General features: G+C 65.8%; 25 protein-coding genes. 16 read left to right on the forward strand and 9 right to left on the reverse strand.

The features are described from left to right. The first annotated feature begins 110 nt into the window (after window positions 1-110). Complete coding sequence (locus ACFQ3C_RS04700) at window positions 111-1,364, forward strand: cytochrome P450 (protein WP_380789308.1); 1,254 nt, start codon at window positions 111-113, stop codon at window positions 1,362-1,364. A 3-nt stretch (window positions 1,365-1,367) separates the two neighbouring features. Here the strand turns inward: ACFQ3C_RS04700 and ACFQ3C_RS04705 are convergent, their stop codons facing one another. Further along, a complete protein-coding gene (locus ACFQ3C_RS04705) occupies window positions 1,368-1,880 on the reverse strand; it encodes a winged helix DNA-binding protein (RefSeq protein ID WP_380789309.1) in 513 nt (170 codons plus the stop codon). Window positions 1,881-2,092: 212 nt separating this feature from the next. Between ACFQ3C_RS04705 and ACFQ3C_RS04710 the strand changes: the two genes are divergently transcribed. From ACFQ3C_RS04710 to ACFQ3C_RS04730, 5 genes are read left to right on the forward strand one after another with little or no spacing between them, the layout of a single operon-like run. Next, a complete protein-coding gene (locus ACFQ3C_RS04710) occupies window positions 2,093-2,224 on the forward strand; it encodes a hypothetical protein (RefSeq protein ID WP_380789310.1) in 132 nt (43 codons plus the stop codon). Further along, window positions 2,221-3,153, forward strand: a complete 933-nt coding sequence (locus ACFQ3C_RS04715) for a hypothetical protein (RefSeq protein ID WP_380789311.1) — start codon at window positions 2,221-2,223, stop codon at window positions 3,151-3,153. Before ACFQ3C_RS04710 ends, ACFQ3C_RS04715 begins: the two co-directional genes overlap by 4 nt. 4 nt (window positions 3,154-3,157) lie before the next feature. After that, window positions 3,158-3,916: a 5-oxoprolinase subunit B family protein gene (locus tag ACFQ3C_RS04720; RefSeq protein WP_380789312.1), complete on the forward strand. Its 759-nt coding sequence runs from the start codon at window positions 3,158-3,160 to the stop codon at window positions 3,914-3,916. After that, window positions 3,913-4,938 (forward strand): 5-oxoprolinase subunit C family protein, encoded by a 1,026-nt coding sequence (locus ACFQ3C_RS04725; RefSeq protein ID WP_380789313.1) that lies wholly within the window; start codon window positions 3,913-3,915, stop codon window positions 4,936-4,938. The genes ACFQ3C_RS04720 and ACFQ3C_RS04725 overlap by 4 nt, the downstream gene beginning before the upstream one ends. 14 nt (window positions 4,939-4,952) lie before the next feature. Beyond that, entirely contained in the window at window positions 4,953-5,717 is a 765-nt protein-coding gene (locus ACFQ3C_RS04730) for a LamB/YcsF family protein (protein ID WP_380789314.1), read from the forward strand. A 64-nt stretch (window positions 5,718-5,781) separates the two neighbouring features. Here the strand turns inward: ACFQ3C_RS04730 and truA are convergent, their stop codons facing one another. After that, window positions 5,782-6,552 (reverse strand): tRNA pseudouridine(38-40) synthase TruA, encoded by a 771-nt coding sequence (truA, locus tag ACFQ3C_RS04735; protein WP_380789315.1) that lies wholly within the window; start codon window positions 6,550-6,552, stop codon window positions 5,782-5,784. A gap of 179 nt (window positions 6,553-6,731) precedes the next feature. On the opposite strand from truA, the gene ACFQ3C_RS04740 reads away from it, so the two are divergent. Genes ACFQ3C_RS04740 through ACFQ3C_RS04750 form a run of 3 tightly spaced genes read left to right on the forward strand, consistent with a single transcriptional unit; the run spans window position 6,732 to window position 9,657 of the window. Further along, window positions 6,732-8,147: a YcjX family GTP-binding protein gene (locus ACFQ3C_RS04740; RefSeq protein WP_380789316.1), complete on the forward strand. Its 1,416-nt coding sequence runs from the start codon at window positions 6,732-6,734 to the stop codon at window positions 8,145-8,147. Then, on the forward strand, window positions 8,144-8,602 hold the full coding sequence (locus ACFQ3C_RS04745) for a GNAT family N-acetyltransferase (protein ID WP_380789317.1): 459 nt from the start codon (window positions 8,144-8,146) through the stop codon (window positions 8,600-8,602). Before ACFQ3C_RS04740 ends, ACFQ3C_RS04745 begins: the two co-directional genes overlap by 4 nt. Beyond that, window positions 8,599-9,657, forward strand: coding sequence for a YcjF family protein (locus ACFQ3C_RS04750; RefSeq protein ID WP_380789318.1), 1,059 nt, complete (start codon window positions 8,599-8,601; stop codon window positions 9,655-9,657). Before ACFQ3C_RS04745 ends, ACFQ3C_RS04750 begins: the two co-directional genes overlap by 4 nt. A 74-nt stretch (window positions 9,658-9,731) precedes the next feature. Here the strand turns inward: ACFQ3C_RS04750 and ACFQ3C_RS04755 are convergent, their stop codons facing one another. Then, complete coding sequence (locus ACFQ3C_RS04755) at window positions 9,732-10,142, reverse strand: group III truncated hemoglobin (RefSeq protein ID WP_380789320.1); 411 nt, start codon at window positions 10,140-10,142, stop codon at window positions 9,732-9,734. On the opposite strand from ACFQ3C_RS04755, the gene ACFQ3C_RS04760 reads away from it, so the two are divergent. Continuing rightward, window positions 10,141-10,392, forward strand: coding sequence for a hypothetical protein (locus tag ACFQ3C_RS04760; protein WP_380789322.1), 252 nt, complete (start codon window positions 10,141-10,143; stop codon window positions 10,390-10,392). The genes ACFQ3C_RS04755 and ACFQ3C_RS04760 overlap by 2 nt on opposite strands. Further along, window positions 10,389-13,316 (forward strand): isoleucine--tRNA ligase, encoded by a 2,928-nt coding sequence (gene ileS / locus ACFQ3C_RS04765; RefSeq protein WP_380789323.1) that lies wholly within the window; start codon window positions 10,389-10,391, stop codon window positions 13,314-13,316. The genes ACFQ3C_RS04760 and ileS overlap by 4 nt, the downstream gene beginning before the upstream one ends. 102 nt (window positions 13,317-13,418) lie before the next feature. Here ileS and ACFQ3C_RS04770 read toward each other — a convergent pair whose 3' ends face one another. Genes ACFQ3C_RS04770 through fsa form a run of 4 tightly spaced genes read right to left on the reverse strand, consistent with a single transcriptional unit; the run spans window position 13,419 to window position 16,463 of the window. Beyond that, entirely contained in the window at window positions 13,419-14,117 is a 699-nt protein-coding gene (locus ACFQ3C_RS04770) for a CDP-alcohol phosphatidyltransferase family protein (RefSeq protein ID WP_380789324.1), read from the reverse strand. Next, on the reverse strand, window positions 14,114-15,058 hold the full coding sequence (locus ACFQ3C_RS04775) for a tyrosine recombinase XerC (RefSeq protein WP_380789325.1): 945 nt from the start codon (window positions 15,056-15,058) through the stop codon (window positions 14,114-14,116). Before ACFQ3C_RS04775 ends, ACFQ3C_RS04770 begins: the two co-directional genes overlap by 4 nt. Next, complete coding sequence (locus ACFQ3C_RS04780) at window positions 15,055-15,762, reverse strand: DUF484 family protein (protein WP_380789327.1); 708 nt, start codon at window positions 15,760-15,762, stop codon at window positions 15,055-15,057. The genes ACFQ3C_RS04775 and ACFQ3C_RS04780 overlap by 4 nt, the downstream gene beginning before the upstream one ends. Before the next feature lie 47 nt (window positions 15,763-15,809). Continuing rightward, window positions 15,810-16,463 carry a fructose-6-phosphate aldolase gene (gene fsa, locus ACFQ3C_RS04785; protein ID WP_380789328.1) on the reverse strand — a complete coding sequence of 218 codons (654 nt, stop codon included), beginning with the start codon at window positions 16,461-16,463 and terminating at the stop codon, window positions 15,810-15,812. Window positions 16,464-16,553: 90 nt separating this feature from the next. On the opposite strand from fsa, the gene ACFQ3C_RS04790 reads away from it, so the two are divergent. Next, window positions 16,554-18,743: a primosomal protein N' gene (locus tag ACFQ3C_RS04790; RefSeq protein WP_380789329.1), complete on the forward strand. Its 2,190-nt coding sequence runs from the start codon at window positions 16,554-16,556 to the stop codon at window positions 18,741-18,743. Window positions 18,744-19,097: 354 nt separating this feature from the next. On the opposite strand, the gene purU is transcribed toward ACFQ3C_RS04790, so the two are convergent. Next, window positions 19,098-19,982 (reverse strand): formyltetrahydrofolate deformylase, encoded by an 885-nt coding sequence (gene purU, locus ACFQ3C_RS04795; protein WP_380789330.1) that lies wholly within the window; start codon window positions 19,980-19,982, stop codon window positions 19,098-19,100. A 98-nt stretch (window positions 19,983-20,080) separates the two neighbouring features. Further along, a complete protein-coding gene (locus ACFQ3C_RS04800; protein ID WP_380789331.1) occupies window positions 20,081-21,142 on the reverse strand; it encodes a YeeE/YedE family protein in 1,062 nt (353 codons plus the stop codon). Window positions 21,143-21,345: 203 nt separating this feature from the next. Here ACFQ3C_RS04800 and ACFQ3C_RS04805 point away from each other — a divergent pair, with 203 nt between their 5' ends. From ACFQ3C_RS04805 to ACFQ3C_RS04820, 4 genes are all read left to right on the forward strand, one after another. Next, complete coding sequence (locus tag ACFQ3C_RS04805) at window positions 21,346-21,810, forward strand: cupin domain-containing protein (RefSeq protein ID WP_380789333.1); 465 nt, start codon at window positions 21,346-21,348, stop codon at window positions 21,808-21,810. Between the two features lie 99 nt (window positions 21,811-21,909). Continuing rightward, a complete protein-coding gene (locus tag ACFQ3C_RS04810) occupies window positions 21,910-23,139 on the forward strand; it encodes an MFS transporter (protein WP_380789334.1) in 1,230 nt (409 codons plus the stop codon). After that, window positions 23,136-24,554 (forward strand): MATE family efflux transporter, encoded by a 1,419-nt coding sequence (locus tag ACFQ3C_RS04815; protein ID WP_380789335.1) that lies wholly within the window; start codon window positions 23,136-23,138, stop codon window positions 24,552-24,554. The genes ACFQ3C_RS04810 and ACFQ3C_RS04815 overlap by 4 nt, the downstream gene beginning before the upstream one ends. 37 nt (window positions 24,555-24,591) lie before the next feature. Beyond that, window positions 24,592-25,458 (forward strand): 50S ribosomal protein L11 methyltransferase, encoded by an 867-nt coding sequence (locus ACFQ3C_RS04820; protein WP_380789336.1) that lies wholly within the window; start codon window positions 24,592-24,594, stop codon window positions 25,456-25,458. Window positions 25,459-25,547: the final 89 nt, after the last annotated feature.

Consider the following 25,547-nt stretch of genomic DNA (forward strand, 5'->3'; position numbering starts at 1 on the left):
ATTGACGGCCGCGGATTCGGCGCCGCGCTTGCGGCCTTTTCAGCGGGGCGCTTGCCTGCGCGGGCGCGGGCGGTAGACTGAAGGCCGGTGACAGCAAGGCAAGGGGCGTCATGGACAGGGATCAGGCCGACGATACGATCCGGATGGCCCGCGGCTTCGTGCTGGCGCGGCCCCCGGCGGGCTTCGTCGCGGACCCGTTTCCGGTCTACGCCACGTTGCTGGCCCATGCGCCCGTGCAGCCTCAGCCCGATGGGTCGGTGCTGATCTGTCGCCATGCGGACCTGGACCGCATTTACCGCGACACCACGCTGTTCCGCTCTGACAAAAAGGCGGCTTTCGCGCCCAAGTTCGGCCCCGGCACACCGCTATATGAACATCACACCACCTCGCTTGTCTTCAATGATCCGCCGCTGCACACCCGCGTGCGCCGGATCATGAGCGCGGCATTGACACCGCGCGCCATCGCCAGGATGGAGCCGGGACTGATCGCCACGGTCGATCATCTGCTTGACGGTCTGGCCGGGCGCGCAAAGCTGGATGAAACCCCCGACCTGATCGAGGATTTCGCATCCTCCATCCCGATACAGATCATCGGCAACCTGCTGGATATTCCGCAGTCCGAACGCGCGCCGCTGCGGGACTGGTCGCTGGCGATCCTGGGCGCGCTGGAGCCTGTTCTGTCCGACGATCAACTGTCACGCGGCCATGCGGCGGTCACTGAATTCTGCGCCTACCTTAAGGATCTGGTCGCGCGCCGTCGCGCAAATCCCGGTGATCCCGAGACCGATGTGCTGACCCGGCTGATCACGGGCGAGGGGGGCGATGGTGGCACCCTGTCCGAGATGGAGCTGGTGCAGAACTGCATCTTCATCCTGAACGCGGGGCATGAGACCACGACGAACCTGATCGGCAGCGCGCTGGCGATGCTGCATGATCATCCGGATCAGAAAGCGCTTTTGCTGGCCGACCCGGAACTTGCGCCCTCCGCGATCGAGGAGGTTCTGCGCTACCAGTCGCCCAACCAGCTTGGCAACCGCGAGACGACAGCGCCCGTCACCATCGGCGGGATCGACATTCCCGCTGGGACCAACCTGCATCTTTGCATCGGCGCGGCCAACCGCGACCCCGCGCAGTTTCCCGATCCTGACCGTTTCGACATCACCCGCAAGCCCAATCGTCACCTGGCCTTCGCAGGCGGGCCGCATGTCTGCGTCGGCTTGACCCTGGCCCGGATGGAAGGGCGTATCGCTGTGTCGCGCTTTCTGGCGCGGTTTCCCGATTATGCGCTGGTCGAGGGGCGCCGGCACGGCGGGCGGCTGCGCTTTCGCGGCTACGCGGCGCTGCCCGCGCGGCTTGGGCCGTGACCCTCAGAAGGCGGTGGCCGACCGCGCAGCCTGATCGTATTGCCCTGACATCGTGCGCAGCAGCGTGGCCAGCTTGCTGATCTGCTCAGGCTCCAGCCCCAGTTCCAGCACCGGTTTCAAAAGCAGGTTCTCGCGGATCTCGCGGTAGCGCGCGCAGGCGTCCTGACCCGCCTCGGTCGCCTCGACGGTCTTTTCCTTGCCGCGCCGACCGTCCTTGACCAACCCCGCCCTGGTCAGCTTCTTGATCGCATAGGTGACCGTATGCGTATCCTCGACATTCAGGACAAGGCAGATATCGGCCAGTTTCTTGGCCCGCCCGCGATGGCGCACCGTGTGCAGCACCAGAACGTCCAGCGGTGACAGATCGGGAAAGCCTGCGGCCGCCATGGCGCGCACCATCCAGCGGTTGAAGGCATTTCCGGCAATGATCATGCCGAACTCAAGCTCGGATATCTCGGCAAAGGATCCCTCTGCCAGATGTGCGGATGAAACGATGGGACCAAGTGAGGATGTCATGGGCGTCAGGATGGGCGATAATGATAAAATGTCAACATTTTGTTGACGTTTTTTGAAAGTCAGGCAGTATGGGTCTGGAATCGGAGGCTCTCCGGGTGGGCCAGATGTCTCGGCGCGGGCCATGCGGACAAGAACCGGGACAAGAACCGGGACAAGGCGCAAGACCTGGCCCCAGGCGCAGGTATCGCCGGGCCCTGACCGGGAGACAGGCCATGACGCAAATCACAGTGACCCTGACCGGCCTCGGGGCGGCGACAGCCCTGGCCCCCGCTGCGGCGCCCTGCGCGATGGCCGGTGCATGGCTGTCCGGGACGATGCGAAAAGGACCGGGCGGTTGCACATGATCGGGGATCTTCTGGCGGCCATTGCGCGCCATGGCAGGCTTGCGCTGGTGGCGGGTCTTGTTGCGGGGCTGACCCTGCCTGACCTGGCGGCGCTGATCCGGCCCTGGCTGCCGCATCTGGTGGGGCTGCTGCTGTTCCTGACAGCCTTTCGCATCGGGTTGCGTCAGGCCGCCGGTTCACTGGCCGAGGCGCGATCCGGTCTGCTGCTGATCGCTGTCTTCCAATTGGCGATGCCGCTGGCCGCGCTGGTCATTTTCTGGACGCTGGGCCTGATGGCGACCCCTTTTGCCATCGCGGTCATGCTGATGCTGACAGCGCCTGGCGTGTCGGGGGCGGCGGCCTTCACCGCCTTGCTGGGGCGTGATCCCGCGCCCGCCCTGCGGCTGCTGATTGCCGGTATCGCGGTATTCCCCGTGACCGTCATGCCGATCCTCTGGGCCGCGCCCGGTCTTGGCGATATCGCCGATGTGCTTGCGGCCTCGGCGCGCCTTCTGGTGGTGATCACCCTGGCCTCGGGCCTTGGCTTTGCCCTGCGCCACCTGATCCCCGCCCCAGACCTGCGCCAGGTCGATGGCTTGAATGCCATTGCGCTTTTCGTCATCGTGATCGGGTTGATGGCGGCGGTCGGGCCTGCATTGCGCGCCGATCCTGTGCTGGTGCTGAAATGGCTGGCCGGTGTCTGCGTGGTGAATTTCGGCTTGCAGATCGCCTGCTACATGATCTTGCGCGGGCGGTCCGGTGCTGATCCGACCGGCCCCTCGATCATCGCGGGCAACCGCAACGTGGCGCTGTTCCTGCTGGCCTTGCCCGCCGCCACGACCGACCCTTTGCTGATTTTCATCGGCGTGTACCAGGTGCCGATGTTCCTGACCCCCATTGCGATGCGCTGGCTTTACGCGCATCGCCCGCATCAGAAAGCAGCCCACTGAACCAATGACCCAGACGCATGCCACGACCACCCGTTTCCCGCGTATTGCTCCTGTGGGCATCGCGGGCCTTCTGGTCAGCTTCGCCGACAAGCTGAGCGAGCCCGCCAACCGTGCGGCCCTGGCCTTTCGCGCCGCGATCGAGGCCGACGCCCTGGACGGGATCGAGGAGGTCTCGACCTCGCTCACCTCGACCTTTGTCCGTTTCGATCCGCTGCATCTGGATCACGCGCAGCTGATCGCCCATGTTGAGGCGCTTCTGAAGGCGCGGGACTGGACCCGCGCCGATCTGCCGGTGGGGCGGCGGCATTTCCGCATTCCCTGCGTCTTCGGCACCGATCTGGCCCCGCAATTCGACGAGGCGGCGCAGGCGGCGGGCCTGACCGCACGGCAGGCCATCGACAGCCTGACCGCCGCGCGCCCCCGCGTACTGACCGTCGGTTTCGCGCCCGGTCAGCCCTATACGGGCCAGCTTGGCCCGGAATGGGACATCCCCCGCCAGACGGCGCTGACCCCGCGCGTGCCCGAGGGCGCGCTGGTCGTGGCGATCCGGCAACTGATCATCTTTTCCGCCGCGACCCAGACCGGCTGGCGTCATATCGGACAGACCGCCTTTCGCTGTTTTCGCCCGGAATCGGACGAACCCTTCGCGTTGCGGCCCGGCGATGAAATCTCGTTGCGCGCCATCACGCCCGCCGAACTCGAACGTATCCGCGCCGAGGACCGGACGGGCCAGGGTGGCGCCGAACTGGAGGTGATCCGATGAGCCGCGCCCTGATCATCCACCGCGCCGGCCCGCAAGTGACGGTGCAGGACCCTGGCCGGCCGGGCCTGCTGGGGCAGGGCCTCTCGCAGGGCGGGGCAGCCGATCCGGTTGCGCTGGCGGAAGGGGCGGCGCTCTTGCGTCAACCCGCCAGCCAGGCCGCCCTGGAAATGGCCGGTATGGGCGGCAGCTTCGAGGCGACGCAGGACACGCGCATCGCCCTGACCGGCGCGCCGATGACGGCCAGCATCGACGGGCAGACGCTTGCCTGGAACGCCAGCCACCTGCTGCGCGCGGGACAGCGGCTTGAGATCGGCGCGGCCCTGCGCGGCATTTATGGCTACCTGCATCTGGGCGGCGGTATCGCGACCGAAATGGTCCTTGGCGCGCGGGCCGCGCACCTGGCCGCGGGGATCGGCCGCGCCCTGCGCCCCGGCGACCGGCTGCCGTTGGGCGATGACACCCGCGCCGAGGTGGGGCTGACGCTGGACCCCGCGCCGCGTCTGGCGGGCGGCACGGTGCGGATGACGCGCTCCATGCAGACGGTGCTTTTCGATCCAGAGGTGCTGGACCGGTTCCAGGCCACGGCGTTCAGGCGCGATGCGCGCGGCAACCGCATGGGCGCGCGGCTGGAATTCGACGGTGATCCCTTCGCGGCCTCGGGGCAGCTGAGCATCCTGTCCGAGGTGATCGTGCCCGGCGATATCCAGATGACCGGCGACGGCACACCCTTCGTGCTCTTGCCCGAATGCCAGACCACCGGCGGGTATCCCCGTATCGGAACGGTGATTCCGGCCGATCTGCCGCGCGTGGTGCAGGCCGGACCCGATGTGACCCTGCGCTTCGAGGTCGTGACGCTGGAAGACGCGGTTGCGATCCACCGCCGTCACATGGCGGAGCTTGCGAAACTGTCCGCCGGCATCCGCCCGCTGTTGCGCGACCCCGCCCATATCCACGATCTTCTGTCCTACCAGCTTGTCAGCGGCGTGATATCCGCCCATCACGATGACCAGGACACCCCCTGAAAGGAGACTGCCCCATGACCCTGACCGTCGATCTGAACGCCGACATGGGCGAAAGCTTTGGCCCCTGGCGGATGGGCGATGATACCAGCCTGCTCGATATCGTGACATCGGCCAATATCGCCTGCGGCTTTCACGCGGGCGATGCGGATGTGATGATGAAAACGATGCGGCTGGCCGTGCAGAAGGGCGTCGGTATCGGCGCGCATCCCGGCTATGCCGATCTGCAGGGCTTTGGCCGCCACCGCATGCAGGTGCCGCATGCAACCTTGCAGAACCAGGTCCGCTATCAGATCGGGGCCGCCCAGGCGATGGCGCGCGCCGCGGGCGGGCAGGTGCGCCATCTGAAATTGCACGGTGCCCTGGCCAATACCGCGGCCGAGGATTTCGAACTGGCCACCGCGCTTTACGATGCCGCTCTCTCGGTCGCCCCCGAGATCGCGATCATGGTGCTGGCCGCGACCGAGCAGCAGGCGGCGGCACAGGCGCTGGGGTGCAGGTTCGTTTGCGAGATATTTGCCGATCGCGCCTATAATGACGACGCCACGCTGGTGGACCGATCGATCCCCGGCGCCGTGATCCATGACGCAGGCATCGCCGGCAAACGGATCACCGACATGGTGCTGCGCCGGGCTATCGTCACCGCCAGCGGCAAGGAAATTCCGACCCGGATCGACACGATCTGCCTGCATGGCGATACGCCCGAAGCCGTGGACATCGCCCGCGCCGTGCGGAGCGAACTTGAGGCCGCAGGCATCACCGTCACCCAATTCCCGGTCTGAGACCCGACAGGGCAGCGATGCGCCCGCGGCTTCTTCTTGCTTCAAATATCCCGAACGCGCGGGATCATCCCGCGAAAGGGTCGTCCGGGTATCCGACACCCGCCAGATAAAGCCCCTGCGGCGGGCAGACCGGCCCGCAGGCGGCGCGGTCGCGGGCCTCAAGCGCGGATTTCACGTCATCCGGCGCCCATGCGCCCGATCCCACCCGCTCCAGCGTGCCGACGATGCTGCGGACCTGGTTGTGCAGGAAAGACCGCGCCCGCAGGTGGAACCGCAGCTCCGGCCCGGACAGCCCCTCGACCCGGTCGATGGTGATCGCATCCAGCGTCTTCACGGGGCTTGCCGACTGGCACATGGTGCTGCGGAACGTGGTGAAATCGTGATGGCCGACCAGATGCGCGGCACCTGCGCGCATCGCCGCCAGATCCAGTTCGCGCGGCACCTGCCAGACCAGACCCGCGTCATGGGTGGCCGGCGCGCGGCGCGTCAGCAGGCGGAACAGGTATCGCCGTTCCTGCGCGGAAAAACGCGCGTGCCAGTCATCGGGCACGCGCGCGGCTTCCAGGATCGCGACGGGCCGCGGCTTGAGGTGGTAGTTCAACGCCTCGGACAGGCGGAACGGATCCCAGTCGCGCCCCATGTCGCAATGGGCGACCTGCGCCAGCGCATGCACGCCCGCATCGGTGCGCCCTGCCGCAGCGATCCTGTGGGGGCCGGGTTCCAGCCGGTCCAGCGCATCCTCGATCGCGCCCTGCACCGACGGCTGATCGGCCTGCGCCTGCCATCCGGCAAAGGGCGCGCCATGGTATTCGATCCTGAGGGCATAACGGGGCATGGCGCGGGACATAGAGGAATTCGCCCCGCGGCTCAATCCATCCCGGCGCGGCGCTTGCGGCGCGGGCGGATGCCTCCGGCGGGGATATTTGCGGCAAGAAGAAACGCAGGCGGGCTTGCCTCTGGCGGTGGGGCGCTGTCATCCCTATCTTGAGGGCTTGCAGAAGACGAGGCAGGCCATTGGCAATCACGGATCTGGCGGATGGGATCACAAGGCGCGTCGAAGCGTTGGGCGACACCTTGTCCGAGACTTTTTTCGAGCCGGTGATCCGGTTGGGTGTTACTGGCCTCGCGCGGTCCGGCAAGACGGTGTTCATCACCTCGCTGGTGGCCAACCTGATCGACCGCGCGCGGATGGGCGCGCTGGCGGCCCAGGGCGAAGGGCGCATCCAGACGGCCTATCTGCAGCCACAGCCTGACGATACGCTGCCGCGCTTCGATTACGAGACGCATCTTGCGGCCCTGACCGCGGCGCAGCCCCATTGGCCTGACAGCACAAGGGCGGTGTCCGAGTTGCGCCTGTCGTTGCGGGTGCGTCCCGCGGGGCTGCTGTCGGGCCTGTCCGGCCCGCGCACCCTGCATCTGGATATCGTGGATTATCCCGGTGAATGGCTGCTGGATCTGGGTCTTTTGGACAAAAGCTATGACCAGTGGTCGCGCGAGGTCATGGCCAGGATCGCGCCAAGACCGGAAGCGGCGGAATTTCTGGCGCAACTGGACGGTATCGACCCGGCGGCCCCCCATGACGAGCCGCTGGCACAGGATCTGGCGCGCCGGTTCACCGGCTACCTGACGCAGGCACGGGCGGCTGGCTATTACGATTGCACCCCGGGCCGCTTCATCCTGCCTGGCGATCTGGCAGGCTCGCCGGTTCTGACCTTCGCGCCCCTGCCGGGCGAGGGGGAGGGCGCGCGCAAGTCCCTGCGCCGCGAGATGGCGCGGCGCTTTGATGCCTACAAGGCGCAGGTCGTGAAACCTTTCTTTCGTGACCATTTTGCCCGGATCGACCGGCAAGTTGTGCTGGTCGATGCGCTGGGCGCCATTCACAAGGGACCTGCGGCGGTCGAGGACATGCGGCGCGCCATGGCCGAAACCCTGGGGGCTTTCCGCCCCGGTGGCAATGCATTCCTGACCCGTCTGCTGCTGGGCAAGCGGGTGGAGCGGATCCTGTTCGCCGCCACCAAGGCCGACCATCTGCATCATGGTCAGCACGCCCGCCTGACCGCGATCATGCAGGCCCTGACCCGCGAAGCGCGCGCACGCGCCGATTTCGCGGGCGCGCAGACGGCAGCCATGTCCATCGCCGCCCTGCGCGCCACGGTGGAGGAAACCATCACCCATGATGGCAAGCCGCTGGATTGCGTGCGCGGCACCTTGCTGGAGACCGGCAGGCAGGCGGCCTTCTATCCCGGTGATCTGCCCGAGGACCCGAACCGCCTGCTGGGACCGGCGCGGGACGGCGCGCGCGGCTGGCTGGATGCCGATTACAAGGTGATGAATTTCGCACCCGCCCCCCTGCGTCTGAAACCAGGGGAAGGCCCGCCGCATATCCGTCTGGACCGTGCCGCGCAGTTCCTGATCGGAGACCGGCTGTGATCCGGCGCGCGCAGCCCACGGATGCCGGCGCCGTGGCGGCGATCCTGTCGCAGTTCATCGACACGACCGACTGGATGCCACGGCTTTATTCGCGTGCCGAGGATCTGTCCTTCGCCGGGCTGATGGTGGATCGTGGCTGGGTTCTGGTGGCGGAACCTGCCGGGCAGGGTGAGGGGGTTGCAGGTTTCATGGCGTTGCATGAGGGTTTCATCCACGCGCTCTATGTGGCGGGGGAATACCGCGGGCAGGGTGTCGGTCAGGGCTTGCTGGACCGGGCCAAGGACGGCGCGGCGCGACTGGAACTGACCACATTCCAGGCCAATATCGGCGCGCAGCGCTTCTATGCGCGCGCAGGCTTCCGCGAGGCGGGGCGCGGCGATGGCCGCGGGCAGGGATCCGTCAATGACGAAGGATTGCCCGACATCCGCCTGATCTGGGAAAGGAGCGTTGCATGAGCGAGCCATCGCAGGGACCCGAGGGGCGCGGCGACAAGGCGCGCGGCCCCGTCCTGATCGAACTGGACGAGCGGCCCAAGTCCGGCCCCGATCTTGCACCGCCCGTGCCGGAGCTTGAGGACGCGGCAGCGCTGCCGCAGGGGCGAGCGATGCAGCGCATGGCCCAACTGGCCGCGCGTCCGCCATCGCGGCTGACACGATGGTTCTGGGGTCTTTTGCTGACGCTTCTGGGGGCGGTCGTTTCGGTCGCGGCCTGGGATTTCGTGCTGGGCCTGATCGCGCGCGCGCCGCTGCTGGGCTATGCGGTGACGGCGGTCACGGGGGCCCTGCTGCTGGTGCTTCTGGCCATCGCGCTGCGCGAGGCTTCGGCCTTTGCGCGGTTGGGGCGGATCGACAAGCTGAACCATGCGGCGCGCGCGGCGCTGACCACCGAGGATCTGGGGGCTGCCCGGGATGTGGTGAACAGGCTGCAGGCGCTATACAAGGGGCGGTCTGAACTGGATTGGGGCCGCGCGCGCATGGCCGAACGACAGGCCGATCAATTCGACGCCGCGACCTTGCTGGGATTGGCCGAATCCGAGCTTCTGGCGCCGCTGGACGCCGCCGCCCGGTCCGAGATCGAGGCCGCGGCGCGGCAGGTTGCGACCGTGACCGCGCTGGTGCCCATCGCGCTGGCCGACGTGGTGGCCGCGCTGACCGCCAACCTGCGGATGATCCGCCGCATCGCCGAGATTTATGGCGGCCGGTCCGGCACGCTGGGCAGCTGGCGCCTGACCCGCGCGGTGATGACCCATCTGGTCGCGACCGGGGCCGTGGCGATCGGGGATGATCTGATCGGTTCGCTGGCCGGCGGCGGGGTCCTGTCGAAACTCTCGCGCCGCTTCGGTGAAGGTGTCGTCAACGGGGCGCTGACGGCCCGCGTGGGCATCGCCGCGATCGAGGTGTGCCGCCCGTTACCTTTCATCCGGGCGGGCCGACCCTCGGTCACGGGGGTGGTGCGACAGGCGCTGGCGGGGCTGTTCGGGCAGCGCGCGGATCAATCCACAGGTGATTGAGGATTCGCGAAAAACCCCTGTGGATATGTGGATAACCCGCCAGTCTGGACGAAAAACAGCAAGCGGCGACCGGATCAGACCAGGCGCGGAATACCGCCGGGGGCGATGTCGCGGTCAGCCACGCCCATCCGCAGGCCCCGCCCGATGCGATGGGCCAGCGCCGACCAGGCCGTGGCGGTATCGGGGGGCAACTGCCGGTGCAGCACGCCGTCGAACAGGGCCAGCCAGACCTCGAACTGGCCCGCACGCACATCGCCCGCCGCCACATGCACACGCTGCGGATTGCCGTCATAGCTGCGCTCGAACAGGATGGCATTGGCCCAGAACCGCGTGATCTTTTCCTCATGCGCGGGCCAGTCGGCGACATGGGCGGCAAAGACGGGCCCCAGGCCGGGGTGGCGGCGGATCAGATCGTAAAACTCTGCCACCACGCTTTCGATCTGCGGGCGGGTGACGTGGAAGCGCGGGGGAAGGGGGCTGTTCATGCCCTGGGTGATGCCCTTTGCGCCGAAGATCCGCAAGCCGGCAGATCGCCTCATCCCGCCTCTGGACGCTCGGCGACCATCAGCCTATAACGCGCGTCATGCACATGGTATTTGCGATCTCTCGGCGAATTACCGGCCCGGCGCCCTGATCCTGCCCATGGATCGACGGGCCGCCGGGAAAAGGCGCATGGACCGCCGCGCCGCCCCCATCTTCATTGTGAATTCGCTGACCGAAGGACGCCCCAGATGAGCGCCGAAACCCAAGACTATAAAGACACGCTGAACCTGCCCCGGACAGAGTTTCCGATGCGCGCGGGCCTGCCGCAGCGCGAGCCCGACTGGCTGGCCCGCTGGGAGCGGATCGGCGTCTACGATCGCTTGCGCGACAAGGCAAAAACCACGGCGCGCCAACCCTTTACCCTGCATGACGGCCCGCCTTACGCGAACGGGCACCTGCACATCGGGCATGCGCTGAACAAGATCCTCAAGGATATGGTCGTGCGTAGCCAGCAGATGATGGGCCGCGACGCGCGCTATATCCCCGGCTGGGATTGCCACGGTCTGCCCATCGAATGGAAGATCGAGGAACAGTACCGCGCCAAGGGGCTGGACAAGGATGATGTGCCCGTCGTCGATTTCCGCCAGGAATGCCGCAAGTTCGCCGAAGGCTGGGTCGAGATCCAGCGCGAGGAGTTCAAGCGCCTGGGCATCACCGGCACTTGGGACAAGCCCTACCTGACGATGGACTTCCACGCCGAGGCTGTGATCGCGGCCGAGTTCCAGAAATTCCTGATGACCGGCACGCTCTACCAGGGGTCCAAGCCCGTGATGTGGTCGCCCGTGGAAAAGACCGCACTGGCCGAGGCCGAGATCGAATATCACGAGCACAAAAGCCACACGATCTGGGTGCCGTTCCGCATCCGCAAGACAGCGGGCGAGGGCGCACAGGAGGCATCCGACCTGCGCAACGCACGCGTGGTGATCTGGACGACGACGCCCTGGACGATCCCGTCGAACAAGGCCATCGCCTATAATCCCAAGCTGACCTATGGCCTTTACCATGTCGATGGAACGCAGGACGAAAGCTGGACAAGTATCGGTGATCTCTACCTTTTTGCCGATGCCCTGGCCGAGGAATGCCTGGCCAAGGCGCGCGTCACCGCCTTTACCCGCATCCGCACCGTCGCGGCGGCGGAGTTCGACGGCATGATCTGCGATCACCCGTTCAACGGCATGGACGGTGCCAACGGCTTTTGGGATTACGACGTGCCGATGATCGACGGCGACCACGTCACGGACGAGGCGGGCACGGGTTTCGTGCATACCGCGCCTAGCCACGGCGCGGATGACTTCGACTGTTTCGTGAAACGCAACTGGCTGGACCGGATGACCCATAACGTGGGCGAAGAATCCGAATTCCTGCCCCATGTGCCGTTCTTTGCGGGCCTCAAGGTGCTGGATCACAAGGGCAAGGAAGGCAAGGCCAACACGGCCGTGATCGAAAAGCTGGTCGAGGCCAAGGCGATCATCGCGCGCGGGCAGCTCAAGCATTCCTATCCGCATTCCTGGCGCTCCAAGGCGCCGGTGATCTTCCGCAACACGCCGCAATGGTTCGCTGCCATCGACAAACCCGTGGGCGACGGGCAGGACACCTATGGCACCACGATCCGGCAGCGCGCGCTGACCTCGATCGACCAATTGGTGACATGGACGCCGCAGACCGGGCGCAACCGGCTGTATTCGATGATCGAGGCGCGTCCCGACTGGGTGCTGTCGCGCCAACGCGCCTGGGGTGTGCCGCTGACCTGCTTCACGAAAGTGGGCGCACTGCCGACCGATCCCGATTTCCTGCTGCGTAACATCGATGTGAACGAACGCATCCTGGCCGCGTTCGAGGCCGAAGGCGCGGATGCCTGGTACAAGGACGGCGCCAAAGAGCGGTTCCTGTCCGGCATCGTGAACCCGGCTGAGTGGAACAAGGTCGATGATATCCTGGATGTCTGGTTCGATTCAGGCTCTACCCATGCATTCGTGCTGCGCGACCGCGCGGACGGGTCCGAGGACGGGCTGGCCGATCTTTACCTTGAAGGCACCGATCAGCATCGCGGCTGGTTCCATTCCTCGATGCTGCAGGCCTGCGGCACGCGGGGGCGCGCGCCCTATCGCGGTGTTCTGACCCATGGCTTTACCCTGGACGAGAAGGGCAACAAGATGTCCAAATCGCTGGGCAACACCGTGGCGCCCGAACAGGTGGTCAAGCAATATGGCGCGGATATCCTGCGCCTTTGGGTGGCACAGTCGGATTACACCGCCGACCTGCGGATCGGGCCCGAGATCCTGAAAGGCACCGCCGACGGGTATCGCCGCCTGCGTAACACCATGCGCTTTCTGCTGGGATCGCTGGCCGATTTCAGGGAAAGCGACCGCGTGGAACCGGCGGACATGCCGGAACTGGAACGCTGGGTGCTGCACAGGTTGGCCGAACTGGATAGCCGGGTGCGTACGGGCTATGCGGCCTATGATTTCCAGGGCGTGTTCCAGGCCGTGTTCAACTTTGCCACGGTGGACCTGTCAGCCTTCTATTTCGATATTCGCAAGGATGCGCTTTACTGCGATGGCGACACGCCCCGCCGCCGCGCCGCGCGCACGGTGCTGGATATCCTGTTCCACCGGCTGACCACATGGCTGGCCCCGGTGCTGGTCTTCACCATGGAAGAGGTCTGGCTGGAACGCTTCCCCGGCGAGGACAGCTCGGTTCATCTGCAGGATATCCCCGCAACCCCGGCAGACTGGCTGGACGCGGAACTTGCGGCGAAATGGGCACGTGTGCGTAGCGCGCGCCGCGTGGTGACAGCGGCACTTGAGGTGCAGCGCACCGCCAAGGTGATCGGCGCCAGCCTTGAGGCGGCACCGATGGTCCATGTGGCCGATGCCGATCTGCTGGAACTGCTGGGATCCGTCGTCTTCGAGGATGTCTGCATCACCTCGGCCGTCGGCCTGAGCAGCGCACCCGCCCCGGATGACGCCTTCAGCCTGCCGGACGTGCCCGGCGTGGCGGTGGTCTTTCATGCGGCCGATGGCGACAAATGCGAACGGTGCTGGAAAATTCTGCCAGACGTCGGCCGAAACGCGCATCCCGGCGTCTGCGGCCGCTGCGACGCCGCGCTGACTTGAGGGACGGCGCGCCTGTGGCGCGGTCGTGAGGATATTTGAAGCAAGAAGAAACGGGGGGGCGGAGCGCAGGCTTCGCCCCTTTCGCCTTGTACGGGGCCGGGATCAGCGGGCCTGACGCTCGGGAATGATCTGCTGGGCGATGCCCGCGAACAGCAGGTAGACCGAGGTCACGACCAGCCCCCAATGCGCCCAGCTTTCGGGATGGAAATCCACCCAGGCCGCCCAGCCCGCGAAAAAGGTCCAGGCCAGCGCGGTGGGCAAAGACAGGTTGCGCCAGCGTTCGGTCCGCACCGGATGGATGAACTTGAGCGGAAAGAACATCGCGACCGCCAGCAGCGAGACAAGGATCAGGATGATCCAGAAATCGGGCGACAGCGCGAAGAGCACAAGCACCAGCATGTTCCAGCATCCGGGAAATCCGGAAAAGGAATTATCCTTTGTCTTCATGCGCGTATCGGCGAAATACATCGCACTTGCAAAGGTGATCACGATGATTGCGAACCATCCGGTCCAGCCCGGCAGCAGATCGGACTTGAACAGGGCGAAGGCGGGAATGAAGACATAGGTCAGGTAGTCGATGATCAGGTCCAGCAGCACCCCGTCGAATTCGCCGGCGTATTTCTTGACCTCGTATTTGCGCGCCAGCGGACCGTCGATTCCGTCCACGGCGAAAGCCACGACCAGCCACAGGAACATCAGGCTCCATTTGCCATCGACAGCCGCCAGCATCGCAAGCATGGCAAAGACCGCCCCGGTCGCCGTGAGAAGATGAACGGACAACGCCTTGATCTGCGGTGTCATGCGGCCCCCTTGGTATGCGCCGTGGCGCGGGGATGGCTGGCCTCATAGACCTGCATCAAGCGCGCGGTATCCACGGCCGTATAGGCCTGCGTGGTCGAAAGCGAGGCATGGCCCAGCAATTCCTGGATCGCGCGCAGATCACCGCCCGCGTTCAGCAGATGGGTGGCGAAGCTGTGCCGCATCGCATGAGGTGTGGCGCTGGCGGGCAAGCCCAGTTGCAGCCGCGCCTGTTCCATCACCTTCTGGATCGCGCGCGGGTTCAGCGCGCCGCCTCGCACACCGCGAAAGAGGGGCTGATCCGCCTCAAGCGGGTGGGGGCAAAGCCCGGCATAGCGATCCACGGCGTCACGTGCGGCGGGGATCACGGGCACCACGCGTTCCTTGCCGCCCTTGCCGGTGATCCGCAGAACCGGGGGCAGGGGCAGATCGGTGCCGGTCAGCGACAACGCCTCGGATATGCGCAACCCGCAGCCATAGAGCACCATGACCACGGCCATGTCACGCGCCGCGACCCAATCCTGGCGGGCCTGCAATTCGACCCGATCGATCATGGCACGGGCCGCATCCTCGGCCAGGGGGCGGGGCAGTTTGCGCTGGAACTTGGGCGCGCGGGTGGACAGGACCGCGGTGGGTTCGAAGCCTTCGCGCGCCGAAAGCCAGCGATAGAACGACTTGACCGCCGACAGCTTGCGCGCCAGCGACCGCGCGCCCACATCGCTGCCGCGGGTCCGCGCCATCCAGGCACGCATGTCCGATACGGTGATCCGCGCCAGCGCGGTCAGGCCCTGCGGCGCACCCGAATGGGCGGCCATGAAGGCAATGAAATCCAGCACATCGTGGCGATAGGCCTCTATCGTGTTGTCGGCCGCACCCTTCAGCGTCTTTTGCCCCGCGAGCCAGGCGCGCAGGGCCTCGGCCGCGGCGGGCGACACCAGGCTCATGACAGCCAGCGGCGCATCGATCTTTCGAACACACCCGCGAAGAAGGCCAGAAGGTCGGTGCCCTGGCTGGGATTGAACTGATGCGGATCCTCGGAGCCCATCACCAGCATACCGGGCAGGCGGCCTGCGCCGAAATCCAGTTTCAGGCAGGCCTCGGACCGGATCCAGCCGGCCTTATCACCATAGATCGCGGGGCTGCCTTCCTGCATCTGGCGCAGCGTGACCTGACGCTGCGGCGCATCGCGCCCGGCGCTGAGGTAATCCGCGACAAAGCCGGGCTGCGCCACGCGCAGCACGTCGCCCAGGCGTTGCACCACCGGGTCCTGATCGTTCTGCACCGATTCCAGCACCAGGCGGATGCTGTCCACGCGCAGGATTTCGGCCACGGGGCCGCCCAGATCGCGCAGAAACACCTCGAACTCCATCGGATCGAGCATCCGCAGGATCGCCCGATGCACTTGGTTGGTGCCGGCCAGATTGTCATAGGCGGCGGCGATCACGCTGCGATGCGTGTCTTCCAGCCGGTCCAGCCGGGCCTCAAGCCGTTCCATCGCGATGCCGCGCAGATCGACGATATTGGCGCCCATCATCCGCTCGTTCGCGGCGATCAGGGCGCGCATCAGGTCGCGATCCTCGAGGATGACATCGGGTTGCGCGATGATCTTGTCGCGCAGCGCGCTGTCCATTCCGGGTTTCGTGCTCATTCCTGCCTCGGGTCGTTTTCTTGATTTGTGGGGCTTATAGCACGGGGTCAGAGAATTTTCTGCCCCGTTTTTTCCCAATCCTTCAAAAACGTCTCAAGCCCCTTGTCCGTCAGGGGGTGGCTTGCCAGTTTCTTGATCACCTCGGGCGGGGCGGTCATCACATCCGCACCGATGCGCGCGCAGTCCAGAACATGGTTCACGCTGCGGATCGAGGCGGCCAGGATCTGCGTCTCGAAGCCGTAATTGTCATAGATGGTGCGGATATCCTCGATCAGGTCCATCCCATCGAGGTTGATGTCATCCAGGCGCCCGATGAAGGGGCTGATGAAGGTGGCCCCCGCCTTGGCCGCCAGCAGCGCCTGGTTGGCGCTGAAGCACAGCGTCACATTGACCATGAAGCCTTCACCGGACAGCACCTTGCAGGCTTTCAGCCCGTCCCAGGTCAGCGGCAGTTTCACGGCGATATTCGGCGCGATCGCGGCCAGTTTGCGGCCTTCGGCGATCATGGCATCGGCCTGCAGCGCGACCACTTCGGCGCTGACCGGCCCATCGACCAGTTCGGCGATTTCGCGCGTGACTTCAATGATGTCGCGCCCGGACTTGAGGATCAGCGAGGGGTTGGTGGTCACGCCATCCACCATGCCCAGATCGTTCAACTCGGCAATCGCGGCGATTTCAGCGGTATCAACAAAGAACTTCATGACGCTCCCTCGGGGCTTGGCCTTTCGTTGCCTTGGCTTTACCCCATACTGTGCAGCCCTGAAACCCCTTTCACGGAAAGCCCCGAACCCTTGAGCGATTTCTACCACCATGGCGATCTGATCGCGGTGCTGACGACGCAGCCGCTGGACCGGACGCTGGACTACCGCGCGCCGGAAGGGGGCTGCCATGCGGGTGCCTTTGTCGAGGTGCCGCTGGGGCCACGCCGCGTGCTGGGCGTGGTCTGGGGGCCGGGACGGGGTGATTTCGATCTGGCGAAACTGCGCCATGCCAGCCGCGTGCTGGATGTGGCGCCGATGCGCGAGGAGATGCAGGATTTCCTGACGCGGGCCGCCGAATACACCATGACGCCGCTGTCCGCGATGCTGCGGCTGGCGACACGCGCGCCCGGTCTGGGCGATCCGCCTGCGATGCGCCGCATCTACCGGCTGGGGCAGGGGGTGCCTGACCGGATGACGCCCGCGCGGGAAAAGGTGCTGGACGTGCTGCGCGATTACGGCGGGCTGGCCTTTACCTTGCGCGAACTGGCCGAGATGGCGGGCGTTTCCACCGGCGTGGTCAAGGGGCTGGCGGCGCAGGGTGCCGTGCTTGAGGAAGACAGCCCCCGCGATCTGCCCTTTCCGCCGCTGGATCCGGGGCAGTCGGGCAAGACCTTGAACGAGGATCAGGCAGCGGGGGCCGACGCCCTGCGCGCCGGTGTCGCAAGCGGGCGCTACGGGACCACCTTGCTGCGCGGTGTGACCGGATCGGGCAAGACCGAAGTGTATCTGGAAGCCGTGGCCGAGGCTTTGCGACAGGGACGACAGGCCCTTGTCCTGCTGCCCGAGATTGCGCTGACGGCGGAATTCCTGACCCGGGTCGAGGCGCGGTTCGGGGCGCGCCCCGCCGAATGGCATTCCGGCGTGACCGTGACCGAACGCCGGCGCATCTGGCGCATGGTGGCGGAAGGCGGCGCGCAACTGGTGGTGGGGGCGCGCTCTGCGCTGTTCCTGCCGTATCGCGAGCTTGGCCTGATCGTGGTGGATGAGGAGCACGACACCTCCTACAAGCAGGAGGATGGCGTGCTGTACAACGCCCGCGACATGGCGGTGCTGCGCGCGGCGATCTGCGGCGCGCGGGTCGTGCTGGCTTCGGCCACGCCCAGCCTGGAAAGCTGGGCCAATGCGGAAGCGGGCAAATACGACAAGCTGGTGCTGACCGACCGTTTTGGTGCGGCGGTCCTGCCGGAAATGCGGGCCATCGACATGCGGGCCGAGACGCTTCCGACGAACCGCTGGATCTCGCCGAGCTTGCAGGCGGCGGTGACGCAACGGATCAGGGACGGTGAGCAGGCGCTGCTTTTCATCAACCGGCGCGGCTATGCGCCGACAACGGTCTGTCGCGCCTGCGGCCATCAGATCGGCTGCGATCATTGCGATGCGCGGATGGTGGAGCATCGTTTCCTCAAACGGCTGGTCTGCCACCAATGCGGTGAGACGAAACCCATGCCCGAGATATGCCCCGCCTGCGAAGTGTCGGGCAAGCTGGCACCCGTAGGCCCCGGGGTCGAGCGTCTGACGGAAGAGGCGCAGGCGCTGTTTCCGGATGCGCGGATCGCCACGCTGTCATCGGACATGTATGCCAGCGCCCGCGCCTTGAAGGCCGAGATCGAGAATATCGCGGGTGGCGGGGCCGATATCATCATCGGCACGCAGCTGGTGGCCAAGGGGCACAACTTTCCGCTGCTGACGCTGGTGGGCGTGATCGATGCCGATCTGGGCCTGCAAGGATCAGATCTGCGCGCGGCCGAACGCACGTTCCAGCTGATGCGGCAGGTGGCGGGGCGCGCGGGGCGGGCCGAGAAGCGGGGGCAGGCGTTGCTCCAGACCCATCAGCCCGAACATCCGGTGATCCGCGCCATTCTGGCCGGCGACGAGGAAGGGTTCTGGCGCGCCGAGGCCGAGGAGCGGCGGCAGGCCGGTGTGCCGCCCTATGGGCGCATGGCGGGGATCATCATTTCGGCCAATGACGCGCAGCCGGCTTTTGATCTGGGCACGGCGCTGGCGCGGATGGATGCGCCGCTGCGGGCTATCGGGGCGCAGGTCTACGGGCCTGCCCCGGCCCCGATCGCAAGGATCAGGGGAAGGCACCGGGTCAGGCTGCTGGTGCGGGCCGACAAGGGCGCGCCCTTGCAGGCGGCACTGGGGCGGTGGCTGGCGCAGGTGCGGCTGACCGGCAGCCTGCGGCTGGCCGTCGATATTGATCCGCAGAGTTTCTATTGAGGAGGGCTTTGAGGGTGTCCCATGATGGGGCATTTCGCGGAGCAAGCAATATCAATGGGTTGCGCGGGCGTGTTCGGGATATTTTAACGGTTCAGTAAGAAAGCCGCGCGGTCGCCGGCACGCGGGGTGGCGATGCGGAGTGCGACAGAAGCTTCAAGACCTCGCGCGGAATCAAGGTGCGCAGCACCGCCGCGCGATCGCCGACACGCCCCCCGGGGCGGCGATTTTGCTGCCGTGGTGGCATGAACTGAGGTTCGATGACTGGGCGGGGATAAACTGCCCCAAACACGCGGAGCCTAGCCACCCCGCGTGTCGGCGAACCCGCGACGCTTGGGGCGGGCGTTTGTTCCGTCCTTACCCCATCCGTTCCGAGGCATAGCTGCCGGGGCTGGCGGGGAAGACCACCGTCTTGTTGCCGTTCTGGAAGACGCGGTGATGGATATGGGCGTGGATCGCGCGGCTGAGCACCTGTGCTTCCACGTCGCGGCCAAGGCTGACGTAATCCTCGGCGCTTTGGGCGTGGGTGACGCGGACGGTGTCCTGTTCGATGATCGGGCCTTCATCCAGATCGGCGGTCACGTAATGCGCCGTGGCGCCGATCAGCTTCACGCCACGCTCGTATGCCTGCTTGTAGGGGTTGGCCCCCTTGAAGCTGGGCAGGAAGGAGTGGTGGATGTTGATGATCCGGCCCGACATCCGCCGGCAGATCGCATCCGACAGCACCTGCATGTAGCGCGCGAGCACGATCAGTTCGGCGCCTGATTCCTCGACCAGCGCCATCAGCCGCGCCTCGGCCTCGGGTTTGTTGTCTTTCGTCACCTTGATCTGGTGGAAGGGCAGATCGTGGTTCACCACCACCTTCTGATAGGTCATGTGGTTGGACACCACGCCCACGATGTCGATGGGCAGCGCCCCGATCCGCCAGCGATAGAGCAGATCATTCAGGCAATGCCCGAAGTTCGACACCATCAGCAGGACCTTCATCCGCTCGGATGCATCATGGATCGCCCAGCCCATCGCGAAAGTGTCGGCGATGGGGGCGAACCCCTCGCGCAGCGTGTCGGGCGCCGCACCGGTTTCCGCCTGAAAGGTCATGCGCGCGAAGAACATGCCCGTCAGCGGGTCGTCGAACTGGTGGCTGTCAGTGATGTTGCAGCCATTCGCGGCCAGAAAACCGGAAATCGCCGCGACGATCCCGCGGGTCGAAGGGCATTGGACGGTCAGCACGTGGTGGGTCATCGGTCTCTCCGGGCAAGTCTGTTGCCCGGTTGGTATCAGCCGTCCGCATCATGCGACTGCCCGGAAACGACAGGCGCATGCGTCCGCGCGACGCGGCCTCAGACAGTGACGGGGCGACCGTGCTGATCGACAACCATATCCGTCAGGATCGCGCCCACCCACATGGCGAAAAGCGCAAGCCAGGCCGTGCCCACGAAGATGGACCCGCCCGTGACCCCCGCGCCGATGGCACAGCCCCCCGCCAGCATCCCGCCGAACCCCATGAGGGCGGCCCCCAGGATCGCGCGCCGCATGTTGCTTTCGTTCTCGAAGCCCTGGAACTTGAACTCGCCCATGATGACTGAGGCCAGGAACGATCCCAGGAACACCCCCGGCACCAGCCCGATGTCGAATTCCAGCACCGAGGCGCGATCCAGCGTGAACATCAGCGTGCGCGCCGAAGGCCCGGTGAAGCTGGCGCTTTCGATCTGCACGGGCTCGAAGGCGATCTGCGACAGGCCGAAGGTCAGCACCCAGCCAAGGGCCACGGCAAAGCCCACGCCCGAGGCGAAGACCAGACGCGACACCCCGATCCGGTTGCGCCGCGACAATTCCAGCGCCGGCACCGCCATGGCCGCGCCGAAGACCAGACCGGACCAGCCGGGCAGATGCAGTGCCGCCAGCAGATCCATGTTGCGCCCGCCCGAGGTGATCCAAAGCCCCGCCAGCCAGTCGCGCAGCGGGCCAAGCCAGCCGGTGATGCTCATCTGTGCGACCACCGCAAAGATCAGCCCCGACACGATGGAGCGCAGGTTGCCCGTGGCCCCCAGCACCAGAAGCCGGCCCGAACAGCCGCGCGCCAGCACCATGCCGACGCCGAAGAGAAGCCCGCCGATGATCGCGCCCGACCAGCTGCCCGGCACGGCCATCATGCGCGCATCAGCGCTACGCATCAGGCCCATCATCTGCGCGCCCTGCACCCAGACGATCGCCGTGGAAATCGTCAGCAGCCAGACCGCCACCTTGTCGCCCAGCTGGCCGCGCGCGAATTCCACCGCCGCCGCCCGCAGGCAAAAGCGCGAGCGTTGCGCCGCCACGCCGAAAACCACGCCGGTGATCAGGCCAAGGACCGCCGCCGTCGGGTCTTCGCCGATCCATTCCACAAGGCTGAGTAGGTCCATTGTTCCGTTCCCGTCATGTCGATTGCCCGTGGGATTGCCAGACGGGGCAGCCCCGGTCCTTGATCCAGATCATCCGCCGGGGGCTTGTCTTGGCAGAATGGTCGAAAGTGACTGTTTGCATGTCGCAATCGGCTGCGAATTCCGATCAGGTCGGTCTTATCCGCAGAGTCGGAACAGAGGCGCGCGGCAGAAGGAATGCGGGCATGGATCAGAGCGTGAACCCGGTTGACGGGATGCAGGGCGACGCACAGGCCGGGATGCTGGCCGCGGCCATGCTGGCCATGGCCGCCATGCCGATCCGGCTTGAGGCGGCTGACCAGCCGCTGGAGGGCGGTGTCGATCCGGTTTTCGGCACGGTTCGCTGGCGCACGCTTTTCTGTGCGGATCGCACGCAGACCGGCGGCATGGTCATGGGGATCGCCGAATTCGCCCCCGGCGGCACATTGCTGCCGCATCGCCACAGCCCGGCCGAGGTCTATTTCGGGCTTGAAGGTGCAGCGCTTGTCACCGTGGACGGCGTGCCCAACGCGATGGGGCCGGGCACCGCGCTTTACATCCCCGGTGATGCGGAACATGGCACCGTGGCGGGGCCTGACGGTTTCCGCATGCTTTATGTCTTTCCGCGCGACCGGTTTTCCGAGGTCGAGTATCGTTTCTCGCAACTCTGAAAGCTGCCGCGAGACGTGATGCTGCGCGCACAGAAGGTTGTGCGCGGATGCGGTGTCTTGGCCCTCGCCAAGCCCGGGAAAACGGCGTAAGCCGTTAACATGCAAATCATTCCGCTTGCCCATGCCAAGGATTTGCCGGTCTGGCGCAGACCGGTGTCGCTGCTGTTCCTGATGGCGGCGGCCATGCCCATTGCCTTTGCCACCTGGTCGGCGCTGCTGAACAACTTCGTGATCGAGGTGGCGCAGTTCGACGGGTCCGATATCGGCTGGCTGCATACCGTGCGCGAGATCCCCGGCTTTCTGGCCATCGGCGTGATTGCGGTACTGATGTTCATGCGCGAGCAGGTGCTGGGCATGGTCGCGCTGATCCTGCTGGGGGTGGCCACGGCCATCACCGCGTGGTTCCCGACACTGGGTGGCATTCTGACGATCACGATGCTGTCCTCGATCGGCTTTCATTATTACGAAACCGTCAACCAGTCGCTGCAATTGCAATGGCTGCCCAAGGACCGCGCCCCGCAGATGCTGGGCTGGCTGCTGGCGGCGGGGTCGGGGGCGACACTGGTCGCCTACCTCTGCATCATCGTCACATGGGAGGCGCTGGGCCTGACCTATAACACCGTCTATCTGCTGTCGGGCGGGTTCACGGCGGCGGTGGCACTGTTTGCGCTGCTGGCCTATCCGCAATTCGAGGCCCCCGATCCGCAGATCAAGAAGATGGTGCTGCGCCGTCGCTACTGGCTTTACTATGCGCTGCAATTCATGTCCGGCGCGCGGCGGCAGATCTTCGTGGTCTTCGCGGGCTTCATGATGGTCGAGAAGTTCGGCTTTCGCGTGCATGAGGTGACGGCGCTGTTCACCATCAACCTTGTGGTCAACATGATCGCCGCCCCCTTGCTGGGCCGTGCCGTGGCCCGCTGGGGCGAGCGCAAGGCGCTCTGTGTCGAATATCTTGGGCTGATCTGCGTGTTTCTGGGCTATGGCGGGATCTACTGGTTCGGCTGGGGCGTGATGGTGGCGGCAGCACTTTACGTGATGGATCATGTGTTCTTTGCCATGGCGCTGGCGCTCAAGACCTATTTCCAGAAGATCGCCGATCCGCGCGACATCGCGCCGACGGCGGCTGTGGCCTTTACCATCAATCACATCGCCGCGGTCTTCCTGCCGGCCTCGCTGGGCTATCTGTGGCTGGTGTCACCCAGTTCCGTCTTTGTGCTGGCAGCGGGCATGGCAGGCGTGTCCTTCTGCCTTGCGCTGCTGATCCCGCGCCATCCCGAGCCGGGCAATGAAACCATATTCGCCCGCTTCGCGCCGGCCCCGGCCGCGTGAGCGAGGCAAGCATGGACCATTCCGCCAGCGACACAACCGCAGCACCCGCGCCCGACAGACGGGGCAAGTTCGTCACCGGATCGACGATGCGCCATGTGGTCGTGATGACCCTGACCGGATCGCTTGGGCTGAGCTTTCTGTTCCTTGTGGATTTTCTGGCCCTGTGGTGGATCAGCCGCCTGGACAACGAGGTGCTGATCACCGCCATCGGTTTTGCCGGCACGATCCAGTTTTTCGTGATGTCCGTGGCCGTGGGCTTGATGATCGGGGCCGTGGCACTGGTCAGTCGCGCGCTGGGCATGGGCGACCCGGAAGAGGCGCGGCGCATCGCGACATCTGCGATGATCTTTGGCGCCAGTTTCCAGACCTGCCTTGCGCTTCTGGTCTTCGTGTTTCGCCGCCCGATCCTGATCTGGACCGGGGCCGACGGCGAGGCCCTGGAGGTGGCGGCGGAGTTCCTGTCCATTTCGCTGCCGTCCTTGCCGCTGGTCGCGATCGGCATGTGCGCCAGCGCCGTGCTGCGCGCCGCAGGCGAGGCATGGCGGTCCATGATGGTGACCGTATCCGCAGGTATCGTGGCGCTGATTGTCGATCCGATCCTGATCGTCTGGATGGGCTGGGGCGTCAGTGGCGCGGCTGCGGCCATTGTGCTGTCGCGCCTTGCCATGGCGGTGATGGGGTTCTACTGGGTCAGCCGTTCGCGCAACCTGCTGGCCAAGCCCAGCCTGGTCGATCTGCGCAGCTTCCTTGCGCCGTTCGCGGCAATCGCCATTCCGGCGGTGGCCACGCAGGTATCGACCCCGTTCGGCAACTGGGTGCTGGTGCGCGCCATGGCCGAACATGGTGACAGCGCCGTGGCGGGTCTGGGCGTGGTGATGCGCCTGACCATCGTCTGTTTCGGCGGCATCTTCGCCCTGTCAGGCGCGATTGGCGGCATCATCGGGCAGAATTACGGGGCCAAGCAATATGACCGCGTGGCGCAGGCCTATGCGGATGCGCTGAAGTTCTGCCTGGCCTATACCGCCGTGGCCTGGGTGCTGCTGATCCTGAGCGCGGATCTTATCGCCAGCTCTTTCGGCCTTGGGCCTGACGGGGCACAGGTCGTCCGGGTCTTTGCCTTCTACGGGGCCGGGGCGCTGGTCTTCACGGGCGCGCTGTTCGTGTCCAACGCGGCCTTCAACAACCTGGGCCGCCCTTTGTGGGCGACGGCGGCGAACTGGGCGCGCGATGCGATCCTGATGGCGCCCTTCGCCTTCGGGCTTGGCGCGATTTATGCAGGTGGCGGCGTGATCATGGGGCAGGCGCTGGCGAATGTCCTTGCCGGGCTGATGGCGGGGCTGATCGGCTGGCGTTTCGTGCGCCGCATGGGGGCGCGATCCTCTGGCGCGCTTGACGCGGGGCGCGCATCGACATAGGCGCAGCGGCAGCACCCGAAATCCGGAGACAGACGCCATGCCCACCTTTACCGCGATCACCACTCTGACAGGCAAGACACCCGCCGAGGCATTGGGCGAGGCGGTCGAGACCCTGACCCCAGAACCCGAAGGTGTGGGCGTCTTCGAGATCGAGGACGGATCGGGCCTGTGGGAGGTTGCCTGCTACTTCACCGAACGTCCCGATCATGCGGGCCTTGCCTTGCTGGCCACGATCCATGGCGCGCGTCCTTTCGCCATTTCCGAGCTGCCCGAAACCGACTGGGTCGCCAAGGTGCGCCGCGAATTGTCCCCCGTGGTGGCCGGACGGTTCTTTGTCTATGGCAGCCATGACGCGGACAAGGTTCCCGCAGGCGTCGAGGCGCTGCTGATCGAGGCAGCGATGGCCTTTGGCACCGGGCACCACGGCACCACGCAGGGCTGTCTGCGCGCGCTGGACCGTCTGGATGCGGGCGGATTTACCGGCAAGAACGTCGCCGACATCGGCTGCGGCACCGCCGTTCTGGCGATGGCCGCTGCGCGGATCTGGCCGAACCCGGTTCTGGCAGGCGATATCGACGAGGTCGCGGTCGAGGTGGCGCAGGCAAATGTGGCGGCCAACGCGCTGGAGGGTCGCGTGCATTGCGTCGAGGCGACAGGCTTTGATCATCCCGATATCCTGGCCGCCAGCCCCTTCGATCTGGTTTTCGCCAATATCCTGAAAGGCCCCCTGATCGACCTGGCCCCCGACATGCAGACGCATCTGATTCCCGGTGGTTACGCGATTCTGTCGGGGATTCTGAACGAACAGGCGGATGAGGTGATTTCCGTTTATGCAGGAACCGGCATCAATCTTGTCCATCGCGAGGAGATTGGTGAATGGACAACGCTGACGCTTCGCAAGTAAAGCGAAATTAAGGCGTAAATGCAGCCCGCGCGGACGGGCTGCCCCATTTTTGCCTTATTTCAAAAGTATATTTCTTGCGTGATGTTGGT

Origin of the sequence: Seohaeicola saemankumensis, from assembly GCF_042678485.1 — a bacterium.
Lineage (GTDB): Bacteria > Pseudomonadota > Alphaproteobacteria > Rhodobacterales > Rhodobacteraceae > Seohaeicola > Seohaeicola saemankumensis.

Bases quoted from the DNA above. Each gene is read 5' to 3' on its own strand.
- ACFQ3C_RS04700 (WP_380789308.1), top strand. From the start codon at position 111: ATGGACAGGGATCAGGCCGACGATACGATCCGGATGGCCCGCGGCTTC.
- ACFQ3C_RS04705 (WP_380789309.1), bottom strand. From the start codon at position 1,880: ATGACATCCTCACTTGGTCCCATCGTTTCATCCGCACATCTGGCAGAG.
- ACFQ3C_RS04710 (WP_380789310.1), top strand. From the start codon at position 2,093: ATGACGCAAATCACAGTGACCCTGACCGGCCTCGGGGCGGCGACAGCC.
- ACFQ3C_RS04715 (WP_380789311.1), top strand. From the start codon at position 2,221: ATGATCGGGGATCTTCTGGCGGCCATTGCGCGCCATGGCAGGCTTGCG.
- ACFQ3C_RS04720 (WP_380789312.1), top strand. From the start codon at position 3,158: ATGACCCAGACGCATGCCACGACCACCCGTTTCCCGCGTATTGCTCCT.
- ACFQ3C_RS04725 (WP_380789313.1), top strand. From the start codon at position 3,913: ATGAGCCGCGCCCTGATCATCCACCGCGCCGGCCCGCAAGTGACGGTG.
- ACFQ3C_RS04730 (WP_380789314.1), top strand. From the start codon at position 4,953: ATGACCCTGACCGTCGATCTGAACGCCGACATGGGCGAAAGCTTTGGC.
- truA (WP_380789315.1), bottom strand. From the start codon at position 6,552: ATGCCCCGTTATGCCCTCAGGATCGAATACCATGGCGCGCCCTTTGCC.
- ACFQ3C_RS04750 (WP_380789318.1), top strand. From the start codon at position 8,599: ATGAGCGAGCCATCGCAGGGACCCGAGGGGCGCGGCGACAAGGCGCGC.
- ACFQ3C_RS04760 (WP_380789322.1), top strand. From the start codon at position 10,141: ATGCCCTGGGTGATGCCCTTTGCGCCGAAGATCCGCAAGCCGGCAGAT.
- ACFQ3C_RS04755 (WP_380789320.1), bottom strand. From the start codon at position 10,142: ATGAACAGCCCCCTTCCCCCGCGCTTCCACGTCACCCGCCCGCAGATC.
- ileS (WP_380789323.1), top strand. From the start codon at position 10,389: ATGAGCGCCGAAACCCAAGACTATAAAGACACGCTGAACCTGCCCCGG.
- ACFQ3C_RS04770 (WP_380789324.1), bottom strand. From the start codon at position 14,117: ATGACACCGCAGATCAAGGCGTTGTCCGTTCATCTTCTCACGGCGACC.
- ACFQ3C_RS04775 (WP_380789325.1), bottom strand. From the start codon at position 15,058: ATGAGCCTGGTGTCGCCCGCCGCGGCCGAGGCCCTGCGCGCCTGGCTC.
- ACFQ3C_RS04780 (WP_380789327.1), bottom strand. From the start codon at position 15,762: ATGAGCACGAAACCCGGAATGGACAGCGCGCTGCGCGACAAGATCATC.
- fsa (WP_380789328.1), bottom strand. From the start codon at position 16,463: ATGAAGTTCTTTGTTGATACCGCTGAAATCGCCGCGATTGCCGAGTTG.
- purU (WP_380789330.1), bottom strand. From the start codon at position 19,982: ATGACCCACCACGTGCTGACCGTCCAATGCCCTTCGACCCGCGGGATC.
- ACFQ3C_RS04800 (WP_380789331.1), bottom strand. From the start codon at position 21,142: ATGGACCTACTCAGCCTTGTGGAATGGATCGGCGAAGACCCGACGGCG.
- ACFQ3C_RS04805 (WP_380789333.1), top strand. From the start codon at position 21,346: ATGGATCAGAGCGTGAACCCGGTTGACGGGATGCAGGGCGACGCACAG.
- ACFQ3C_RS04810 (WP_380789334.1), top strand. From the start codon at position 21,910: ATGCAAATCATTCCGCTTGCCCATGCCAAGGATTTGCCGGTCTGGCGC.
- ACFQ3C_RS04820 (WP_380789336.1), top strand. From the start codon at position 24,592: ATGCCCACCTTTACCGCGATCACCACTCTGACAGGCAAGACACCCGCC.